The sequence below is a fragment of the Pseudomonas azotoformans genome (assembly GCF_900103345.1).
Classification (GTDB): Bacteria; Pseudomonadota; Gammaproteobacteria; order Pseudomonadales; family Pseudomonadaceae; genus Aquipseudomonas; species Aquipseudomonas azotoformans.
Genome location: NZ_LT629702.1, coordinates 4,685,895 through 4,704,494 on the forward strand (window position 1 = coordinate 4,685,895; position 18,600 = coordinate 4,704,494).

Genomic DNA, 18,600 nt, shown 5'->3' on the forward strand with positions numbered 1-18,600 from the left:
CCATGAGCCGCGTGCTGATTCGCAATGCCCGCCTGGTGAATGAAGGCCAGGAATTCGACGCCGACGTACTGGTCGCCAATGGCCGCATCGAGAAGATCGCCAGTAGCCTTGACGGCTATAACGAGCCAGTGGAAATCGACGCCCAAGGCCAGTGGCTGCTGCCGGGCATGATCGATGACCAAGTGCACTTTCGCGAACCCGGCGCGCCGGACAAAGGCAGCTTCTACAGCGAATCCCGCGCCGCGGTGGCCGGTGGCATCACCAGCTTCATGGACATGCCCAACACCAGCCCGGCCACTTTGGACCTGGAAACCCTGGCCGATAAAAAACGCCGCGCCGCCCTGCATTCGGTGGCCAACTATGGCTTTCACTTCGGCGTGAGCAACGACAACCTCGACACCGTCGCCGCCCTCGACCCGCGTGAGGTCGCCGGGGTGAAAGTGTTCATGGGGGCGTCCACCGGCAATATGCTGGTGGATGACCCACGGATCCTGGAGCGACTGTTCGCCGAAGTGCCGACCATCCTGCTGGCCCATTGCGAACACACGCCGAGCATCCAGGCCAACGAACAACGTTTGCGCGAACGCTTCGGCGACAAGATCCCCGCCGTCGCGCACCCACTGATCCGCGATGCCGAGGCGTGCTATCGCTCGTCGTCCTTTGCCGTGGAATTGGCCAAGCGTCATGGCACACGCCTGCACGTGCTGCACCTGACCAGCGCCCGTGAACTCGCACTGTTCGAAGACAAGCCCCTGTCCGAAAAACGCATCACCGCCGAAGTCTGCCTGCACCACCTGCTGTTCGACGACCGCGACTATCACCGCCTCGGCCACCAGATCAAATGCAACCCGGCGATCAAGAGCCGCGCCGACCGCGACGCCTTGCGCCTGGCCTTGTTGAGCAACCGCCTGGATGTGATCGGCAGCGACCACGCACCACATAGCTGGGCGCAAAAACAGCTGGATTACCGTGAAGCGCCGGCGGGCTTGCCGCTGGTTCAGCATGCCCTGCCCGCGCTACTGGAGTTGGTAGCCGATGGGCACCTGCCGCTGGCGACCCTGGTCGCGAAAACCAGCCATCGCGTCGCCGATCTGTTTGCCATCCCTGATCGCGGCTATCTGCGCGAAGGTTATTGGGCCGACCTGGTGCTGATCAAACCCGAGCCCGACGGCAAACCGGTCAGCAGCCAACCAATCCTGGCCCGCTGCGGCTGGACGCCTTTCGCCGAGCGCAGCTTCCGCCATAGCGTCAGCACCACCTTGGTGTCCGGGCACATGGCCTTTGATAACGGTCAGGTAATAGACAGCTGCCAAGGATTACCTTTGCATTTCCAGCGCTAGAGACGACGGCGATGATCCGCATCACCCTGCCAGACGGCACCCAACGCGAGTACGACGGCGCTTTGTCAGTTTATGAAGTGGCTGCCAGTATCGGGGTGGGGCTGGCCAAGGCAGCGGTTGCCGGCCGCGTCGAGGGTGAGCTGGTGGGTTGCGAGCACGTGCTGGAACAGGACACCCGGCTCCAGATCATCACCACCCAGGATCGCGAGGGGTTGGAGATTCTGCGGCGCTCCTGCGCGAGCCTGTTGGCAATGGCCATCAAGCAACTGTTTCCCGCCGCTCAACGGGTAGCCGGAGCGGTAGTAGAAGATGGCTTTTACTACGACTCAGTCTACGAACACACCTTCACGCCCACCGACCTGAGACGGCTTGAGGTGCGTATGCGCCAACTGGCAAACACCAATCATCCGGTACGGCGCTTGGGAGATTTCGAGGCCCTGGGCCAAGGCCCCCATGTGCCCAGCACGGGGGTGATCCGCGCCTTCAAACTGACCAGGGTTGCCAGCAATGCGTCACTGCAACGTATCACGGGCACCTGCTGGGCCAGCCAACAGGTGGCGGTGCTCACGATGAGTCAACAGCAGGCCGACTTCGGCCAACAGGTATGCGATGCATTAAAGGGCGTGGGCGTACGGGCGGTCATGGACCGGCGCAATGAGAAGATCGGCTACAAGATCCGTGAACACAGCCTCCACGAAGCGCCGTATTTGGTGATATTGGGCGAGAAGGAGAAAGCGGGTGGCTACGTCAGTCTACGTAGCCGCCAGGGAGAAGACCTCGGTCAGATGAGTGTCGAGGCCTTGTGCGAAAGGCTTACGCGCGAGGCTTGACCGTACCGCAGTCGTTGCCCAGCCATTGAGCGTGGCTGTCGAGACTGCCCTTCTGCTGAATGCCGGTGGCATTGAAGGTGCCGTTGACGGTGGTGGTGAATTCCTTCTGACTCTGGAAGGTCGCCACGCCCGTGCCCTGGGCTTTCGGACAACTGAAGCGGAATTTCCACTGGTTGCCGGTCTTGTCGGTCACTTGCTGTTTGCAGCCCGATTGCGGGTCGGTCAGGGGGATAGAATCAGAAGCGACCTGCGCCGGTGTCAGGCACACCTGAACGCCTTTGCCGGCCATAGTGATGCCCTGTTTTTCAAGCATGGCGCGCTGTTCGGGGGTCATCTGTTGCTTGAGTTGACCGAGGATCAGCGACAGATCCGGCAGGTCCTGGTTATCGACTTTCATATTGCTGGTGGTCAATTCCCACAAGCCCGGCGCCAGCATCTGCGCCTGTGCTGCCACGGGCAGCGACAAACCAATAACCATGGCTAAACCAAGCAGACGAGCATTCATCGGGTAACTCCTGGGCAATTGTTGGCGTTAGACGCCGCAAAGGCGTCAGTGTTGCACGCCAAATAAAATAGCGACATTCGTGACCGAACATGGTCTGTTAGGCACTGGATTGTCTGGAGTACCGTCGTCCATGGATTTTTTTGGCCCGCACCTGCTCGCCTACTTCATCGCCACGCTGCACTTTCTCGGGACTCTCGCCGCGATCCACGCGGTGCTGACCGTCAGGACCGCCCAAGGCTCGATCGCCTGGGCCTTGTCGCTGATGTTCATGCCCTATCTCACGCTGATCCCCTACCTGATCTTCGGCCGCAGCACGTTTGACGCCTACATCCAGGCCCGCCGCCAAGCCAACCAGGAAATGCACACCGCGATCACCGCGCTGAACTGGCGCCCCTGGGTCGAGGAAGCCCTGGCGGCACGCAACTCCAGCGCCTACACCTCGCTGCGCGCCATGCCCAAGCTGGGCCGCATGCCGTGCCTGGCCAACAATGAAGTGCGCTTGTTGATCAATGGCGAGGCCACGTTCAGCGCGATCTTCGAGGCGATCCGCAACGCCAGGACAGCGGTGCTGTTCCAGTTCTTCATCATTCATGACGACGAGTTGGGCCGCCAACTCCACGCCCTGTTGAAGGAAAAAGCCGCTGAAGGCGTAGACATCCACGTGCTCTACGACCGCATCGGCAGCCACGCCCTGCCCCATCGTTATGTGCAATCGCTGCGCGACGCCGGGGTAAAAGTCAAAGCGTTCGCCACCCGCAGCGGCTGGCTCAATCGCTTCCAGGTCAACTTCCGCAACCATCGCAAGATCGTGGTGGTGGACGGCATCACCGGGTTTGTCGGCGGGCATAACGTCGGCGATGAATACCTGGGCAAGAAACCACCGCTGGCGCCGTGGCGCGACACCCATGTGCAGGTTACCGGCCCGGTGGTGGCGTGTTTGCAGGAGTCGTTTGCCGAAGACTGGTTCTGGGCGGCACGCGAGTTGCCGCCGCTGATCCTGCCGGATACCTACCCGGAAGACGGCGTGCTCTGCCAATTGCTTGCCAGTGGTCCCGCCGACCCGTATGAAACCTGCTCATTGTTTTTTGTCGAAGCCATCCACGCGGCGACCGAACGCGTATGGATCACCAGCCCGTACTTCATCCCCGACGAAGCCGTGTTCGCCGCCCTGCGCCTGGCGGTGCTGCGCGGGGTCGACGTGCGCCTGTTGCTGCCCTCACGGCCCGATCATCGCATCGTCTACGCGGCGTCCAGCCTTTACGCGATCGAAGCGGTGCGCGCCGGTGTGCGGGTGTTCCGCTACACGCCGGGCTTTCTGCATCAGAAGGTGGTGTTGGTGGACAGCGAAATCAGCGCCATCGGCAGTGCGAACATGGACAACCGTTCGTTCCGACTGAATTTTGAAGTGATGTTGCTGACGGTCGACGAAGCCTTCGCCCGGGAAGTCGAGCAGATGCTGCTGGACGACTTCGCCCTGGCCCACGAGGTCAGCCAGCAAGAAAGCCGCGAGACCCGCCGCCTGCAACAACTGGGCATGCGGGTCGCGCGGCTTATTTCACCGATTCTCTAGCAGGCAACTTAAAACCCATGTGGGAGCGGGCTTGCTCGCGAATGCGGTGGATCAGTTACATCACAAGTGACTGACACACCGCATTCGCGAGCAAGCCCGCTCCCACATTTGGATCCTCAGTGTTCCCAGAGGCTCAGCGGTAGATATCTTCCCGCGTCCACGGCAGTTCGTGGCTGCCATCGGCATGGGGTTTCACCGCCAGAATCTGGTGCAGGTTGATCCAGCCCCGGGCAAACGCGTACGCACAACCGGCCAGGTACAGCCGCCAGATGCGTAACGCCTGCTCCGGCACCATCTTCGCCGCCGCTTCCAGGTTGTCTTCCAGGCGCTCGCTCCAATGGTCCAGGGTGCGCGCGTAGTGCAGGCGCAGGCTTTCGACGTCGACCACTTCCAGCCCGACTTCGCTGATTTCGGCGGTCATCATCGCCAAGTGCGGCAGCTCGCCGTTGGGAAACACATAACGCTCGATGAACTCCCCGGCACCACGACCGACCGGGCGACCATCGGTGTGCTTGGCGGTAATGCCGTGGTTCATCACCAGGCCGCCTTCGCGCACGGCGCCAAAGAGGGTTTTGCAGTACTGCGCCAGGTTGGCGTGGCCGACGTGTTCGAACATGCCCACGCTCACCACTTTGTCGAAACGGCCGTCTTGCGGCAGGTCGCGGTAGTCGAGCAATTGCAGGTCCACCTGATCTTGCAGCCCTTCGGCCTTGACCCGCTCACGGGCCAGCGCCAGTTGCTCCTTGCTCAGGGTGATGCCAAACACTTTGACCCCGAACTCCCGCGCAGCAAACCGTGCCAACCCGCCCCAACCACAGCCTACGTCGAGCAAATACTCACCCGGCTGCAGCCGCAGCTTGCGGCACAGGTGGCGAAATTTGTCTTGTTGCGCCTGGTCGATGGATTCGCTGCCGGTTTCGAAATAACCGCAGGAGTACGCCATGTCCTGGTCCAGCCACAGCTGGTAGAACTCGTTGGACAGGTCGTAATGATAGGAAATGGCCGCTGCGTCGGTGGCCTTGTCGTGGATCGAGCGCACCGGACGACTCCCCTCGTCGTCTTCGATCAGGGCATGACTCAATTCGTCACACACCCGGATGACCTCGGAGATAGAGCCTTCCAGCTCCAGTTTGCCCTCGACGAAGGCTTCGCCCAGTGAATCGAGCGTGGGATGGGTCAGCTTGGTCACGACCGTGGGGTCCTTCACCACGATGGTCACACTGGGCTCGGGGCCCAAGTTGAATTCATGGCCGTCCCAGAGTCGAAGACGCAGCGGTAGCTGAAGATTCTGTAAGGCCGGTGGAAGTTGCGCGAGCATGAGTAGTCCCCCCTTGTTTCAGACGTCTGCTGTGAGGGTAGACCATCCCAAGACAAAGTAGGAGGCTATCGATTTGATAGCGGTCTTCTATGGGGCTCGGCGCTCGAGCAAACCGTCCTGGACCCACTGTTTCAGCCACGTCACGGCCTGCAATGGGGCACCCTCTGCATAAGTGACTGCCAGCTCGGCGCACAGTTCTGAAAAACTCCAGCCGGTGGTCACCATGCCCGCCAGGGCGCAGATTTCTGCAGGTTCCAGGCTGCGGTACTGGCACACATTCTGGTGCCGCCATACCAGGCAGATGTGCGCCGGGTCCAGCGCCTGGCTGTGGGGGAAGTCAGACTCGTCCTTGCTGGCGCGCCAGATCGCCACGGTATTGAAGTCGCAGAGGACCTGTTGCACGGAGGGCGCCAGCGTGACTTGCAGGCCCGGCCAGTCTTCAGGCGCCAGGCTTGCCATGTCGTGGAGGGTCAGCGGTTTGCCCTGCGGCGCATCAAACGCCAGGGTAAACGCCCACTCCAACCGCGCCAGCTCCGCCAGCGGCGCACTTTGCTCCGCCACCAGATGCTCGAGGATAAACGCCGGGAAACGTTCGCCCAGCCAGCGCAGGCTGTAATGGGCCGAAGGGTAGCGGCGCACGTAGGCTTCGGTCAGTGCTGCGAACTCGTCATCCCCCAGCCAATAAAGAATGGCGCTGTAGTCATGCCGCAAGACGTCCTGCAATCGCGAGATATAGGCGTTGTGATAAATCGCCAGGCCCGTGTCCACATCCAGCGTCGGCCCGCCCAGCAGGGTCGCGGCGAAGCCACTGTTGGCCACGGGTGTTTCGGATAACAGGTGCTGTTCAAAGGCCAACTGCCAATCGGTCAGGCGCATAACGGTCTCCTGGCCAACGCCATGGCCCCCAGTTCACGGGCCTTGCTCAGCTCGGTGAGCAACTCTTCGAAGGGTGGGAAATGATCGTCCCGCTCCAGCAGCGTCGACACCGGCCCCAGGTGCTCCAGCGTTTGTTGATAGAGCGCCCACACCGGATCACACACAGGGTGGTCATGGGTATCGACCACGTAGTCGCCGTAGTCCATGTGCCCTGCCAGGTGCAGCTGGCGGATGCTGTGCGGCGGCAGGTTGCGGATAAACGTCCAGGCATCGAAGCCATGATTGCGCGAGCTGACGTACACATTGTTGACGTCCAGCAACAACTGGCACCCCGACAGGTGGGCCAGGGCGTTGAGGAATTCCCACTCGGTGAATTCATCGGCCTTGGAACGCACGTAACTGGAAACGTTTTCCAGCACCAGCGGACGTTCCAACACCTCCTGCACTTGGCGCACCCGGGCGGCCACGTGGTAGAGGCTTTCTTCGGTGTAAGGCAGCGGTAGCAGGTCATGCAACTGATGGGCGCTGCCACGGCTCCAGCACAGGTGATCGGACACCCACGCTGGCTGGATGCGCTCGGCAAGCTGTTTGATCTGCTTGAGGTAGTCGGTATCGAGGGCATGCGGCCCGCCGATGGACAGGGACACGCCATGCATCACCAGGGGATAACGCTCGGCTATCGCATCCAGGTAGTACAAGGCTTTGCCGCCCTGGACCAGGTAATTCTCGGAGATCACTTCGAACCAGTCCACGGTCGGCGACTGTTCGAGGATCTGCTGGTAGTACTCACTGCGTAAACCCAGGCCGTAGCCGAGGCTTGAAAGGGAGGCAGGCATAAGACACTCCTGGGAAAGTGTCCGCAGCGGCGGGGGGCCCGCTGCGGTTGCACTCGTTTGTCGGTTATTCGCCGACTTTGCCGCCAGCCTTGGTGCAGGCATCGGCACTGGCCATCGCCTTGAAGCCCTGGCCTTTGCAAGCACCCTGGCCTTTGCAGGCGTGGTCCTTGGTTTTGCAGTCGTTCTGGCCTTTGCACGCGTTGATGCCGTAGCAGTGCACAGCGGTATCAGCGGCCTGGGCCTGAGTCACAACACCGGCAAACATGGTGGCGGCAGCCATAGCGAGAGCGGCACCAGCAGCAGCGGATTTGATGTTCATTGTTGTATTCCTCATGATCGTAGGGGTGTCGGTCTGAACGGATTGTTCAGTCTCGACACACCACTAGAGTGAGGCCCCTCATCCGCGTTACAGCTGTGTGCAAAAATTTCTGAAAATTATTCTTCAAGCTTCAAAAGGGGTTCCTGAAAGCGCAGCAAACGCCCGGCATTACCCAGTACCAGCAAGGTACTGAGGTTATGCAACACCGCCGCAATCATCGCCCCGGCAGCGCCCAACCAGCCAAACGCGGCGAATATCACGATAGCCAAGGTCCAGCCCAGACCGATGATCACGTTGACCTGCAGCGTCTGCCGGCACTGGCGGCTCAAGCGCACGCACGTCCCCAGGCGCCGCAGGTCGCTGCCGATCAACACCACGTCCGCTGACGCCAGGGCGATGTCCGCACCGCCTGCGCCCATGGCCACGCCGACCACTCCGGCCTTGAGCGCCAGCGAATCGTTGATGCCATCGCCCACCACCATGGGCCGGAAGCCGCTGCCGATTTCACCCAGCACACGGTTAAGCTTGTCTTCCGGCAGGGCCTGGGCTTCGACATCGCTGATGCCCACGTCCAGCGCCAGGCTGTCCGCCACGCTCTGGCGGTCGCCGGTGAGCAACAGTTGGCGGCCAAGGCCGAGGTCACGCAGCTCTTGCAGGGCTTGGCGGGCCTCCGGCTTGACGCTATCGGCCAGCAGCAGCCAGGCCAGGAACTGACCGTTCAACGCCAGCCCGGCGATAGGGCCATCGTGGTTCGGCACGGCGGTGGTCTCGATGCCCAACTGCTCGAACAACTCTGGCCTGCCCAAGGCCGCTTCGCCCTGATCGGTGTGCGCCACCACGCCGAGGCCCTGGCGTTCGCGGATGTCCGTCAACGCCAGCATTTGTTCCTGCGTCGCCAACCCCGCCAACGCCCGGCTGACCGGGTGGCTGCTGGCCGAGCCCAGGCTCGCCGCCAGGTTCAACAACACCTGCCGATCCGGCGCCGTGGTTTCAATCGATTGCAGGCGCAAGGTGCCAAAGGTCAGGGTGCCGGTCTTGTCGACCACCAGCGAGGTCAGGTCCGCCAGCTCTTCGAGGAACGCCGAACTGCGAATCAGAATCCCATGCCGCGCCGCCACGGCAATCCCGGCAATCGCGGTGGCCGGTGCCGACAGCACCAACGCACATGGGCACGCCGCCACCAGCACGGCGAGCATCGCCTGGGCGTCATTGGTCACAAACCAGGTCACCGCCGCCAGCAACAACACCAGCACCATATAACTGCCAGCATACCGCTCCAGCAGCCGCGTGATCGGCGGCTTGGAGCGCTCGGCGTTCTGCATCAGCGCGATGACTTTGCCCAGGGTAGATTCGTGACCGGTGCGGGTCACTTGCAGGCGCAGCAAGCCATCGAGGTTGATCGCCCCACCAAACACCTGCACACCCATGCTGGCTTCCAGCGGCACCGACTCACCGGTAATCGGCGCCGTGTCCAGGCTCGCCTGGCCCGACAGCACCACGCCATCCGCCGGCACGCGGTCGCCGGCGCGTACCTCGACGATGTCACCGGTATTCAGCGTGCCGTTGTCCACTTCCTGGATGCTGCCATCGGCCTGCACCAAACGCGCATGGCTGCGGGTCAACTTGCCCAGGGCATGGATCGCCTCCTGGGAACCGATCACGCTGCGTTCTTCCAGCACATGGCCAAAAATCATGATGATCGGCAGCAACGCGGCGGTCAGCAGGTCACCCGTAGCCCAGGCGCCCAGCATGGCCAGGGCGATCAACTGGTCGGTGATACCGTGCAGGCTCGGGAAGCGCAGGCTGTACCAGGCCGAACGCATCACCGGCACCGCCACCAACAGCGACGCGACACCCAGCAGCAACTGGCTCACGCCGCTCTGGTCCGGCGCCAGCCAGCGCCACACCAGGCCCAGCACCAGCAACCCCAGGGCCAGCATGGCCAGGGTCAATTGCCGGGCAGCACTGCGCTGCTCGGCGGAGGTCAGCATGGGTGCGCTCATTGCTCGGCTCCCTGGATGATCAAGCGGGAGTCGTCTTTCGGATCGACCGTGGTCACCGAACCGGCCTGGCCGAGAATCTTCGGCAGGCGCTCGCGGTACAGGCGCAGCAGCAAGCCCGGGTCTTTCACCTGGGCCAGGCTGGCGACCGTGGCGGTTTGCGCCTGGGCATTGGCCAGGCGTTCACTGGCCTGGGCATGGGCGACTTGCACCAGGCGGTCGGCCTGCTGGGTCGCGGTCTGGGTGAGTTTCTCGGCGTCGGTGCGCGCGTTGGCCACGGCTTTATCCGCCTGCTGGCTGGCGGTGAGCACCGCATTGAAGGCATTCACCGCCGGGCCCGGCAGGCTCGACTGCACGTCGACGCGGGTCACTTCGATGCCCAACCCCAAGCCTGTGGAAGCCAGCTCCACGAGGCGCTTGTTAATGCCTTGCACAAGGTCGCCGCGCAGCCGTTCGCGACGTTCGGCGGCGCCGTTGTCGGTGCCGATCAGCTCGGGGCGGGCCACCAGGATCGTGTCCAGGTCACGCGCGGCGGTCAGGGCCACGGCGCTGCGGGTCACCAGTCGATCCAGGGCCGGCAGCACATGCTCGCCCTGCAACACAAAGGCGTAAGGCTCGGTGACTTTGTAGAACACCCGCACATCCAGCTGCACCACGCCGGCATCGCCGGTCAGCAGGTAACCGGACCCGGCCAGTGCATCACTCAACGGCGTGGCGAAACTGGCGACGCGGTCGGCCTGGGTCGCCGCATCGGAGCGCAACAGGTTCTCCACCCGACGCTCGATCACCCGGTCGGCCGCCGGCAACAGCACCACCTGCTCGAACGGCTGCGGCCAGGCCAGCAACAGCCCGGCATTCTGGATGCGGTCGAGGGCGCCGAAGTGCAGCACCACAGCGCGGTTCTGCGGGTCGATCTGGCGCACATTGGAAAACGCCCAGGCCAGTGCCGCCAGCACCGTCACCGCGTACAGCGCCAGGAACGTCAGGCGCCCAGCCTGGATCCATGGGCTGTCCGGGCTGTCACGCTCGGTCATGGCTGGATGTCCTTCGGCCCGTCTACCAACGCGCGGAACGGCGCAGCGTCGGTGCGCAGGATGATCTTGGTGCCCGGCGTGACCACGGTGCCCAAGGTATCCAGCGAGCGCAGCAGGTTATATAGCTGGGGATTGCCGGCGTAGGCGCGGCCATAGATCTGCGCGGCTTCGACCCGGGATTGCGCTTCGATGTCGGCGGCTTTCACCGTGGCGTCGGCCTGCACGATGCGCGCATCGCGTTCGGCGGCAGAGCGGATCTGCGCCGCCTCGCGCTTGCCCACGGCGGTGCGTTCGGTGGCGATGGTTTCACGCTCGGCGCGCATCCGATCGACGGTGGCCGTCAACGTGACCGACGGCAGCGTCAGCCGTTCGATCCCGACTTGAACGACGCGCACGCCGTAGGTATTGAGCAATTGTTGATCAATCTGCTGACGCAGTTGTGCTTCAAAATCAGCGATGCGCACCTGGCTGGCATCGGTGTTGATCAGGCTCGACAGGTCGAAGCTGGCCGCCGTGGTTTCCAGCGCCGAGCCGACAAAGGTACGGATCTGCCGCGCCGCTTCATCCGGCTGGTTCTGCACCGCGCGCATGAAGCGCTGCACATTATCCGCATCGCCCTGCACCTGCCACGCCACGTAGGCCTGCACGATGATGCGCAGGCCATCGCGGGTGCCCACGTCCTGCAAACCGCTGGAAGTGGTGCGCAAGCGCAAGTCCACCGGGATCGCCGCCTCGAACGGCGCCGGCCAACGCCAGCCCAGGCCGGGCTCCAGAAGCACCCGCGCCGGGTTGCCGAACCGGGTAATCACCGTGGCCTCGCCGGACCGTACCTGCACCAGGCTGGCGGCCGCGGCCGCAAACAGCACCAGCAGCACCGCCAAGGCCATGCGCCGCCAGGGGAATGGGCCGGCGGCGTGCTCATCAGCGTGATGATGGTGGTGGTGATGGCCATGATGATGACCGTGATCGTGAGAATGAGCGCTCAACGGACCGACTCCTTATTGAACGGCTTTACGCGGCTGCGAAGGATCGGCCGGCAAGGTAAAAGAACGCAGATCGATCGTTGGTGCGCCATCGGCGCCCAGGCGGTGATCCAGAATAAGCAGCTTGGCGTGGGCCAGGCCCTGGCTGAGTTGACCCAGGTACTGTTCCAGCACGAACGCCTGGCCGGCGGTGGCGTAGGCCTTTTGTTCGGCGGCAAAACGCAGGTTGGCGGCTTGGGCACCAGCGTTGACTTCGCGGGCGGTGGCCGTGGCCTGGTCGCGTGCGGTGCTGGCTTGCAGCAGGGCCTGGTTGGTTTGCTCACTGGCCGCGCCGCGCTCGCGGGAGATCAGCGCCTGGGCGCCGATCTGCGCAGCTTGCACGCCGTGGTAGGCGTTGGCGGCGCCGGCCGGTGGGTGGATCGCCTCGACCACCGTGGCGAGGATTTCCACGCCGCTGTCGAGTCTTTGCAGGTCGGCCTGCACGGCGCGGCCGATTTCGTCGGCCAGGCTCGTACGTTGCTCGCCGAGCAGCTCGTCGAGGGTGCGCGAGGCAAAGTCATGCACCAGGATGCGGCTGGCGGTGCTGCGGATCAGGCTCGGCACATTGGCACTGTTATAGGTGGCAGCGAGCGCAGCCTGGTCGGTGAGGCCGATGCGGTAGACGAAACGCACGTCCATGTTGACGATCTGGAAGCTCTGCTTGTCGCCACTGCTGCTGGCGATCACCTGGGACTTGTCGTTCACATGGCTGGCGTCCCACAAGCGGTTGGCGATCAGCGGCGCCGGGCCTTCTGCCGGCGCCAACTCTGGCGTAGCAGCGTCGCTGACGCTGGTGGCCAGCTCATGCACCACGCCGTTCTCGACGCTGATCACACGACCCAACGGCCAGGGCAAGCCAGCATGCAAACCGGGGCCGAACACCTCGACGGGCTTGCCGAAGCGCTCATAAATCCCACGGCCTTGCAGGGGCACTTCGTGCACGCCGGTGAGCGCCCAACCTACCGCCAGCACCACCAGCAGCACCGGCAGGAACGCCCGGCGCATGTAGGTAAACGCCCAGATCTGGCGCAGGTCGATGCCGAAGCGGTTGTGCAATTCGTGCTGCAAGGCGAGCAAGGGTTGAGGCGGCCAGCGCAGCAGACCGGCGATGAAGCTTTGTGCCATCAGACGCGGTTCAAGGCGGGGCTGGCGTGGGCTGAACAGCGACAACATGGCCCTGAGCACAAACTCCAGCGAGACCAGCGCCGGCAGCAGGCCGATCAACACCGCCAGGCGCAATGGCCAAACGGACTCGGCACCGGCAAACAGCAGGCAAATCGCACTGAGCACCAGGCACACAATCGCCACCCGGCTCAACTGCGCCAGTTGCGCGGCTTCGGGCCATTGCGCGGTGGTTTCCTGGGCCAGGCGGCGTTCAAATACCAGCAAGCCAAACGCCAAAGCCAACGCCAGCGCTGCGCCAATGCTGGCCGACTGGCCGACCGGTGCGGCAGGCAACCCCAGGTTCCAGAACTCGACAACGCTGATCAGCGCCAGCAACGACCAGCCACCAAGCCACAACACGGGTGCGCCGATCTGCTTGGCAAAACGCAGCATAAAGCGTGCATAGCGGCCCGGGTCTTCAAGCGGCACTTCAACCGCAGGTTCTTCCAACGCTTGGGCGCGCCAATCCGCCACCCACCACGCCGACTGCAGCCCGGCCACCAGCAACAGCAACGCCGATGCGCAGTTGATCAACACCACCGGCCAGATCGACAGCGGCGCAAACAGCGCGACAAACAGCGCCAGCACCCAACCGGCAACAGCCAGCACCGTCAGGCTGATACCGGCCTGGCGCAATCGACGGGCATGGAACTGCCCTTGTTGAAAACGCGGAAGGCCTTCTACCGAAGCGCCGTCAGCTTCCAGATCCACTTGCATCGACTCAACGCCCACCCGTACACAGTTCGTTACGATATAACACGGTGCGTGAAATTTTTGTTCGATAAACATCGCTTTAAGCGGTACACCGTTCCCCTGTGGGAGGGGGCTTGCCCCCGATAGCGGTGTGTCAGCCAACACCGGTTTCAACCGGCCCATTGCCATCGTGGCCAAGCCCCCTCCCACATTTGATCTCCCGCACCGTCAAGATCGTGACTAACCCCCCAGAAACACGCGCCATCACTGGTGCAGGCGAGGATTAATCGGCACACTCCAGAACAGTTTTTCGCGGGTCCACGGACAAGGAAGCGTCACCCCCCATGATTTCGATCTATCAGCTCAAACCGCGTTTTCAAAACCTGCTGCGCCCACTGGTGCAGCGCCTCTACGACAATGGCACCACCGCCAACCAGATCACTGTCTTGGCCGGCGTGATTTCGCTGCTGGTCGGCCTGCTGATCGCCAGCTTCGCCACCCACCTGTGGCTGTTCGCGCTGATTCCGCTGTGGATGATCCTGCGCATGGCCCTCAACGCCATCGACGGCATGCTCGCCCGGGAATTCGGCCAGCAGTCGCGTCTGGGCGCCTACCTCAATGAACTGTGCGACGTGATCGCCGACAGCGCGCTGATCCTGCCGTTTGCGCTGATCCCCGGTGTGAGCCTGGCGCCGGTGCTGCTGGTGGCGCTGCTGGCGGTGTTCAGCGAGTACGCCGGTGTGCTCGGGCCGATGGTCGGTGCATCGCGCCGCTATGACGGGCCGATGGGCAAAAGTGATCGTGCCTTTGTACTCGGCGTATTGGCCACCGGTGTGGCACTGGGCTGGCTGGGCGCCGGCTGGGTCGACGCGGTGATGTGGCTGGTGGCCGCCCTGCTCGCCTACACCCTGGTCAACCGGGTGCGCCAGGGCCTTAAAGAACAACAAGAAACCTCACCGATTGCATAAGGATTTTTGCGATGCGCGAACAGCAGCAGCACACCTTCAGTACCCATGATGGCGTCGAGCTTTTTTATCGGCACTGGCCGGCCACCGAGAACACCGGCCAGCGCCAGGCCATCGTGCTGTTCCATCGCGGCCATGAGCACTCAGGGCGTATCGCCCACCTGGTGGATGAGCTGAACCTGCCGCAATTCGACTTCTTCGCCTGGGACGCCCGTGGCCACGGCCAGTCTCCCGGCGAGCGCGGTGACAGCCCCAGCTTCGCCACCAGCGCCCGCGATGTGCAGACCTTCTGCGACCACATCGGCGCCACGTATGGCATCGAGGAAGAAAACTTCGCCGTCATCGCGCAAAGCGTCGGCGCGGTGATCGCGGCGACCTGGGTGCACGACTACGCGCCGAAAATCCGTGCCCTGGTGCTCGCCTCGCCGGCGTTCAAGGTCAAGCTCTACGTGCCGTTCGCCCGACCGGGCCTGGCGTTGATGCGCAAGTTTCGCGGCAACTTTTTCGTCAACAGCTACGTCAAGGCCAAGTTCCTCAGCCATGACCCGGAACGCGTGGCGTCCTACGACAGCGATCCGCTGATTACCAAGGCGATCTCGGTGAATGTGCTGCTGGGCCTGTATGAAGCGGCCGACCGTGTGGTCGCCGATGCCCAGGCGATCCAGGTGCCTACCCAGTTGCTGGTCTCCGGCTCCGACTTCGTGGTGCACCGCAAACCCCAGCAGCAGTTCTTCGACCGCTTGGGCAGCTTGAAAAAAGAGCTGCACATCCTCCCCGGTTTCTTCCACGACACCCTCGGCGAACGTGATCGCGCCAGCGCCGTGAGCAGCGCCCGGCGCTTCATCCTGCAGAACTTCGAACACCCGCTGGATCGCGCTTCGTTGCTGGACGCCGACAAACTCGGCGCCACCTGCGCCGAGTCCGAAGCCCTTGCCGCACCGCTGCCGCGCAACTCCCTGCGCGACCTCTACTGGCGCATGACCCGCGCCAGCATGGGCCTGGGCAAGAACCTGTCGGACGGGGTGAAACTGGGCTTCGACACCGGTTTCGACTCCGGCAGCACCCTGGACTACGTGTACCGCAACACGCCCACCGGCAAGGGTGGGCTGGGGCGGATGGTCGACACCAATTACCTCAACTCCATCGGCTGGCGCGGTATTCGCCAGCGCAAGCTGAATGTGGAGGAACTGCTGCGCCTGGCCATGGCCAGGTTGCGCGGTGAAGATCGTGAAGTGCGCATCGTCGATATCGCCGCCGGCCACGGTCGCTACATCCTGGAAGCCTTGCAGGGCGTGTCGCCACTGCCGGAATCGATCCTGCTGCGCGACTACAGCGACATCAACGTGCGCGACGGTGGCGCGTTGATTCGCGAGAAGGGTTTGGGGGATATCGCGCAGTTCGTCAAAGGTGATGCGTTCGACCGCCAGGACCTGGCGGCACTCGACCCCAAGCCGACCCTGGCGGTGGTGTCCGGGCTGTATGAGTTGTTTGCCGATAACGGCATGGTCGGCGGTTCGCTGGCCGGGCTGGCCGAAGCGGTGGAACCGGGCGGTTACCTGGTCTACACCGGCCAACCGTGGCACCCGCAGTTGGAATTGATCGCCCGCGCCCTGACCAGCCACCGCCAGGGCCAGGCCTGGGTGATGCGCCGGCGCAGCCAGGCGGAAATGGATCAATTGGTGGAAGCGGCTGGTTTCCGCAAGATCACCCAGCGTGTGGATGAGTGGGGCATTTTCACCGTGTCCCTGGCACAGAAGATCTGAACATGCGCGAACCCGGTTTATTGAAGCCTGCGGTGCTGTGGCTGCTGCTGTTGGCGCCGCTGTTCTTCAGCACCTACGGCTTTGCCACCTGGGTCACCAGCCAGCGCAGCGACGTCGGCACGCTGGTGTTCGGCTGGGAAACCCATATGCCGTTCTGGGCCTGGACCATCGTGCCCTACTGGTCCATCGACCTGCTTTATGGGTTTTCGTTGTTATTGCCCAACACCCGGCATGAGTTGAAGCAGCATGCGCTGCGCCTGCTGAGTGCCCAGGTGATCGCCGTGAGCTGCTTCCTGATCTGGCCGCTGCGTTTCACCTTCGAACGGCCGGAACTGGACGGTGTGTTCGGCTGGCTGTTCGCGGTGCTGGCCGGGTTCGACAAACCGTTCAACCAGGCACCGTCGCTGCATATCGCGCTGCTGGTGATCCTGTGGGTCATGTACCAGCGCCACACCCAAGGCTTTTGGCGTTGGCTGGTGCATGGCTGGTTCGCGTTGATCGGCATTTCGGTGCTGACCACTTATCAACATCACTTTATCGACTTACCCACAGGCGCCCTCGCCGGGTGGATCTGCGTATGGTTGTGGCCGGTGGAACATCCGAGCCCGTTGTTGAGTGCACGGCTGACGCGGGATCCCACGCGTTGGCGGTTGGGCGTGCGCTATGGGCTTGGCGCGGTGCTGTTGGCGATTCCAGCATTTGTATTGGGCGGCGCCTGGTTGTGGCTACTGTGGCCAGCGGTTTCCCTCGCCTTGATCAAGGCCAATTACTTCGTACTGGGCGCTGCGGGTTTCCAGAAACGCACCGACGGCCAACTGACCCCCGCCGCACGCTGGCTGTACGCACCGTATCTGGCCGCCGCCTGGATCAACTCGCGCCTGTGGACACGCAAACATCCACAGCCTGACCTGATTGTGGATAACGTCTGGCTCGGGCGTATTCCTACCACAAGCGAGCAAGCGCCCTTCACGGCCATCGTCGATCTGTGTGCCGAATTGCCGATTAATCCACAGGGGCACGCCTATCAATCCGTCCCGGTGCTGGACCTGATCGCGCCCACGCCTGCCGAATGCCTGCAAGCCGCCCAAGCCATCGAGCGTCTGCGCGCCAGCGGCCCCGTGCTGGTGTGCTGCGCCCTCGGCTACTCGCGCAGCGCCACCGCCGTCGGCGCCTGGCTGCTGCACACCGGGCGCGCCGCGACGGTCGAGAGTGCGCTGGCTATCATTTGTACAGCACGGACCGATGTGGTCCTGCACCCCGCACACCGTGAAGCTTTGGAGGGTTTGCCCCATGCCCGCTGATATGGAACTGCAGATGGTTGCCAGCCTGCTGCGTCGTGGCCGTTCGCTGGATCAGTTATCCACAGGCCTGACTCTGGCCGGTGTGCTGTTCGGTCTGGCCCAATTGTTGATGGCGAGTATTTCGACGATCTGCCTGCTGCTCAGCCTGTGGATGATTATCCTCGGCCTGCTGCAAAAATACTGGGCGCTGCGTGTGGCGTTCGACGCCGATCTGTTCGCCCTGCTGGCCCGCGACATCGAACGCACGCCAGACCTCGACCAGGCCCTGCTGACCCTTGGCCTGCAATCAGCCAAGCGTGTCGGCCGACCCTGGACCGAACGCCGTCGCGGCGCGCTCAAACTGTTGCGCAAACAAGCCTGGCTGCTCGGCGCGCAAGCGCTGCTGACCCTGGGCGTGATCCTCGCCAGCCCCTGGCTGCCCTTCGCCGGATAAGGAATTCCCATGTTCGAACCCGTGGTCGCCACGCTGATTACCTCCATGGCCCGCACCGTCACAGGAGCGCGCAGCCTGTGGCTGGGGTGCGCGCCAGTGCCGGTGCAACGCATCTACTTCGCCAACCACAGCAGCCACGGCGACTTTGTGTTGCTGTGGGCATCATTGCCGCAGAACCTGCGCAAATTCACGCGCCCGGTGGCCGGCAGCGATTACTGGAACAAGAGCGCCCTGCGCCGCTACATCATCAACCGCGTATTCAACGGCGTGCTGATCGACCGCGAACGCAAGGACCCTGTGGATAACCCTCTACAGCCGATGCTCAACGCCCTTGAAGGCGGTGACTCGCTGATCATCTTCCCGGAAGGCACGCGCAACCTCGAAGACGGCCTGCTGCCGTTCAAGAGCGGCTTGTACCACCTGGCGAAAAGTTACCCACAGGCCGAGTTGATCCCGGTGTGGATCGCCAACCTCAACCGCGTCATGCCCAAGGGCCGCGTGCTGCCGCTGCCTTTGTTGTGCACCACCAGCTTCGGCGCGCCACTGCAATTGGCAGACGGCGAAGACAAAGCCGCCTTCCTCGCCCGTACCCGCGATGCTCTGCTCGCCCTCGCCCCGGAGCACGTCTGAC

17 protein-coding genes are annotated in these 18,600 nt (G+C 63.2%); 8 read left to right on the forward strand and 9 right to left on the reverse strand.

Annotated elements, in window-relative coordinates; genetic code table 11:
* Positions 1–2: 2 nt before the first annotated feature.
* Both BLR69_RS21350 and BLR69_RS21355 read left to right on the forward strand, forming a co-directional pair.
* Complete coding sequence (locus BLR69_RS21350) at positions 3–1,340, forward strand: dihydroorotase (protein ID WP_071494693.1); 1,338 nt, start codon at positions 3–5, stop codon at positions 1,338–1,340.
* Between the two features lie 11 nt (positions 1,341–1,351).
* Positions 1,352–2,170 carry a His/Gly/Thr/Pro-type tRNA ligase C-terminal domain-containing protein gene (locus BLR69_RS21355; RefSeq protein ID WP_071494694.1) on the forward strand — a complete coding sequence of 273 codons (819 nt, stop codon included), beginning with the start codon at positions 1,352–1,354 and terminating at the stop codon, positions 2,168–2,170.
* Here BLR69_RS21355 and BLR69_RS21360 read toward each other — a convergent pair.
* The gene (locus BLR69_RS21360; RefSeq protein WP_071494695.1) at positions 2,154–2,675 is read right to left on the reverse strand and encodes a DUF3617 domain-containing protein; all 522 of its coding nucleotides are present in this window, start codon (positions 2,673–2,675) and stop codon (positions 2,154–2,156) included. The two genes, BLR69_RS21355 and BLR69_RS21360, sit on opposite strands and share 17 nt — an antisense overlap.
* A 130-nt stretch (positions 2,676–2,805) precedes the next feature.
* Here BLR69_RS21360 and cls point away from each other — a divergent pair, with 130 nt between their 5' ends.
* On the forward strand, positions 2,806–4,245 hold the full coding sequence (gene cls, locus BLR69_RS21365) for a cardiolipin synthase (RefSeq protein ID WP_071494696.1): 1,440 nt from the start codon (positions 2,806–2,808) through the stop codon (positions 4,243–4,245).
* A gap of 133 nt (positions 4,246–4,378) precedes the next feature.
* Here the strand turns inward: cls and cfaB are convergent, their stop codons facing one another.
* The 8 genes from cfaB to hflK (BLR69_RS21405) all read right to left on the reverse strand — a co-directional run bounded on the left by cfaB (position 4,379) and on the right by hflK (BLR69_RS21405) (position 13,531).
* The gene (gene cfaB / locus BLR69_RS21370; protein WP_071494697.1) at positions 4,379–5,563 is read right to left on the reverse strand and encodes a C17 cyclopropane fatty acid synthase CfaB; all 1,185 of its coding nucleotides are present in this window, start codon (positions 5,561–5,563) and stop codon (positions 4,379–4,381) included.
* 87 nt (positions 5,564–5,650) lie between these two features.
* Positions 5,651–6,439, reverse strand: coding sequence for an HvfC/BufC N-terminal domain-containing protein (locus BLR69_RS21375; protein ID WP_071494698.1), 789 nt, complete (start codon positions 6,437–6,439; stop codon positions 5,651–5,653).
* The gene (gene bufB, locus BLR69_RS21380; protein ID WP_071494699.1) at positions 6,430–7,275 is read right to left on the reverse strand and encodes an MNIO family bufferin maturase; all 846 of its coding nucleotides are present in this window, start codon (positions 7,273–7,275) and stop codon (positions 6,430–6,432) included. The genes BLR69_RS21375 and bufB overlap by 10 nt, the downstream gene beginning before the upstream one ends.
* 64 nt (positions 7,276–7,339) lie before the next feature.
* Positions 7,340–7,594 (reverse strand): BufA2 family periplasmic bufferin-type metallophore, encoded by a 255-nt coding sequence (bufA2, locus tag BLR69_RS21385; protein WP_071494700.1) that lies wholly within the window; start codon positions 7,592–7,594, stop codon positions 7,340–7,342.
* A 116-nt stretch (positions 7,595–7,710) separates the two neighbouring features.
* Entirely contained in the window at positions 7,711–9,597 is a 1,887-nt protein-coding gene (locus BLR69_RS21390) for a cation-translocating P-type ATPase (RefSeq protein WP_071494701.1), read from the reverse strand.
* Positions 9,594–10,628, reverse strand: a complete 1,035-nt coding sequence (hflK, locus tag BLR69_RS21395; protein WP_071494702.1) for a protease modulator HflK — start codon at positions 10,626–10,628, stop codon at positions 9,594–9,596. The genes BLR69_RS21390 and hflK (BLR69_RS21395) overlap by 4 nt, the downstream gene beginning before the upstream one ends.
* On the reverse strand, positions 10,625–11,614 hold the full coding sequence (gene hflC, locus BLR69_RS21400) for a protease modulator HflC (protein WP_071494703.1): 990 nt from the start codon (positions 11,612–11,614) through the stop codon (positions 10,625–10,627). The genes hflK (BLR69_RS21395) and hflC overlap by 4 nt, the downstream gene beginning before the upstream one ends.
* A gap of 12 nt (positions 11,615–11,626) precedes the next feature.
* Positions 11,627–13,531: a protease modulator HflK gene (gene hflK / locus BLR69_RS21405; RefSeq protein ID WP_071494704.1), complete on the reverse strand. Its 1,905-nt coding sequence runs from the start codon at positions 13,529–13,531 to the stop codon at positions 11,627–11,629.
* Between the two features lie 320 nt (positions 13,532–13,851).
* Between hflK (BLR69_RS21405) and BLR69_RS21410 the strand changes: the two genes are divergently transcribed.
* Genes BLR69_RS21410 through BLR69_RS21430 form a run of 5 tightly spaced genes read left to right on the forward strand, consistent with a single transcriptional unit; the run spans position 13,852 to position 18,599 of the window.
* Positions 13,852–14,475 (forward strand): CDP-alcohol phosphatidyltransferase family protein, encoded by a 624-nt coding sequence (locus tag BLR69_RS21410; protein ID WP_071494705.1) that lies wholly within the window; start codon positions 13,852–13,854, stop codon positions 14,473–14,475.
* An 11-nt stretch (positions 14,476–14,486) separates the two neighbouring features.
* Entirely contained in the window at positions 14,487–16,235 is a 1,749-nt protein-coding gene (locus tag BLR69_RS21415; RefSeq protein ID WP_071494706.1) for a bifunctional alpha/beta hydrolase/class I SAM-dependent methyltransferase, read from the forward strand.
* Between the two features lie 2 nt (positions 16,236–16,237).
* Positions 16,238–17,536: a phosphatase PAP2/dual specificity phosphatase family protein gene (locus tag BLR69_RS21420; RefSeq protein ID WP_071494707.1), complete on the forward strand. Its 1,299-nt coding sequence runs from the start codon at positions 16,238–16,240 to the stop codon at positions 17,534–17,536.
* On the forward strand, positions 17,526–17,969 hold the full coding sequence (locus BLR69_RS21425) for a hypothetical protein (protein ID WP_071494708.1): 444 nt from the start codon (positions 17,526–17,528) through the stop codon (positions 17,967–17,969). Before BLR69_RS21420 ends, BLR69_RS21425 begins: the two co-directional genes overlap by 11 nt.
* A gap of 9 nt (positions 17,970–17,978) precedes the next feature.
* Positions 17,979–18,599: a lysophospholipid acyltransferase family protein gene (locus tag BLR69_RS21430; protein WP_071494709.1), complete on the forward strand. Its 621-nt coding sequence runs from the start codon at positions 17,979–17,981 to the stop codon at positions 18,597–18,599.
* The last annotated feature ends 1 nt before the right edge of the window (position 18,600 follow it).

Coding starts and splice junctions, on each gene's coding strand:
- BLR69_RS21415 (WP_071494706.1), top strand. CDS start 14,487: ATGCGCGAACAGCAGCAGCACACCTTCAGTACCCATGATGGCGTCGAG.
- cfaB (WP_071494697.1), bottom strand. CDS start 5,563: ATGCTCGCGCAACTTCCACCGGCCTTACAGAATCTTCAGCTACCGCTG.
- BLR69_RS21360 (WP_071494695.1), bottom strand. CDS start 2,675: ATGAATGCTCGTCTGCTTGGTTTAGCCATGGTTATTGGTTTGTCGCTG.
- bufA2 (WP_071494700.1), bottom strand. CDS start 7,594: ATGAACATCAAATCCGCTGCTGCTGGTGCCGCTCTCGCTATGGCTGCC.
- BLR69_RS21430 (WP_071494709.1), top strand. CDS start 17,979: ATGTTCGAACCCGTGGTCGCCACGCTGATTACCTCCATGGCCCGCACC.
- hflK (WP_071494704.1), bottom strand. CDS start 13,531: ATGCAAGTGGATCTGGAAGCTGACGGCGCTTCGGTAGAAGGCCTTCCG.
- hflK (WP_071494702.1), bottom strand. CDS start 10,628: ATGACCGAGCGTGACAGCCCGGACAGCCCATGGATCCAGGCTGGGCGC.
- BLR69_RS21350 (WP_071494693.1), top strand. CDS start 3: ATGAGCCGCGTGCTGATTCGCAATGCCCGCCTGGTGAATGAAGGCCAG.
- cls (WP_071494696.1), top strand. CDS start 2,806: ATGGATTTTTTTGGCCCGCACCTGCTCGCCTACTTCATCGCCACGCTG.
- BLR69_RS21410 (WP_071494705.1), top strand. CDS start 13,852: ATGATTTCGATCTATCAGCTCAAACCGCGTTTTCAAAACCTGCTGCGC.
- BLR69_RS21375 (WP_071494698.1), bottom strand. CDS start 6,439: ATGCGCCTGACCGATTGGCAGTTGGCCTTTGAACAGCACCTGTTATCC.
- BLR69_RS21420 (WP_071494707.1), top strand. CDS start 16,238: ATGCGCGAACCCGGTTTATTGAAGCCTGCGGTGCTGTGGCTGCTGCTG.
- BLR69_RS21355 (WP_071494694.1), top strand. CDS start 1,352: ATGATCCGCATCACCCTGCCAGACGGCACCCAACGCGAGTACGACGGC.
- bufB (WP_071494699.1), bottom strand. CDS start 7,275: ATGCCTGCCTCCCTTTCAAGCCTCGGCTACGGCCTGGGTTTACGCAGT.
- BLR69_RS21425 (WP_071494708.1), top strand. CDS start 17,526: ATGCCCGCTGATATGGAACTGCAGATGGTTGCCAGCCTGCTGCGTCGT.
- BLR69_RS21390 (WP_071494701.1), bottom strand. CDS start 9,597: ATGAGCGCACCCATGCTGACCTCCGCCGAGCAGCGCAGTGCTGCCCGG.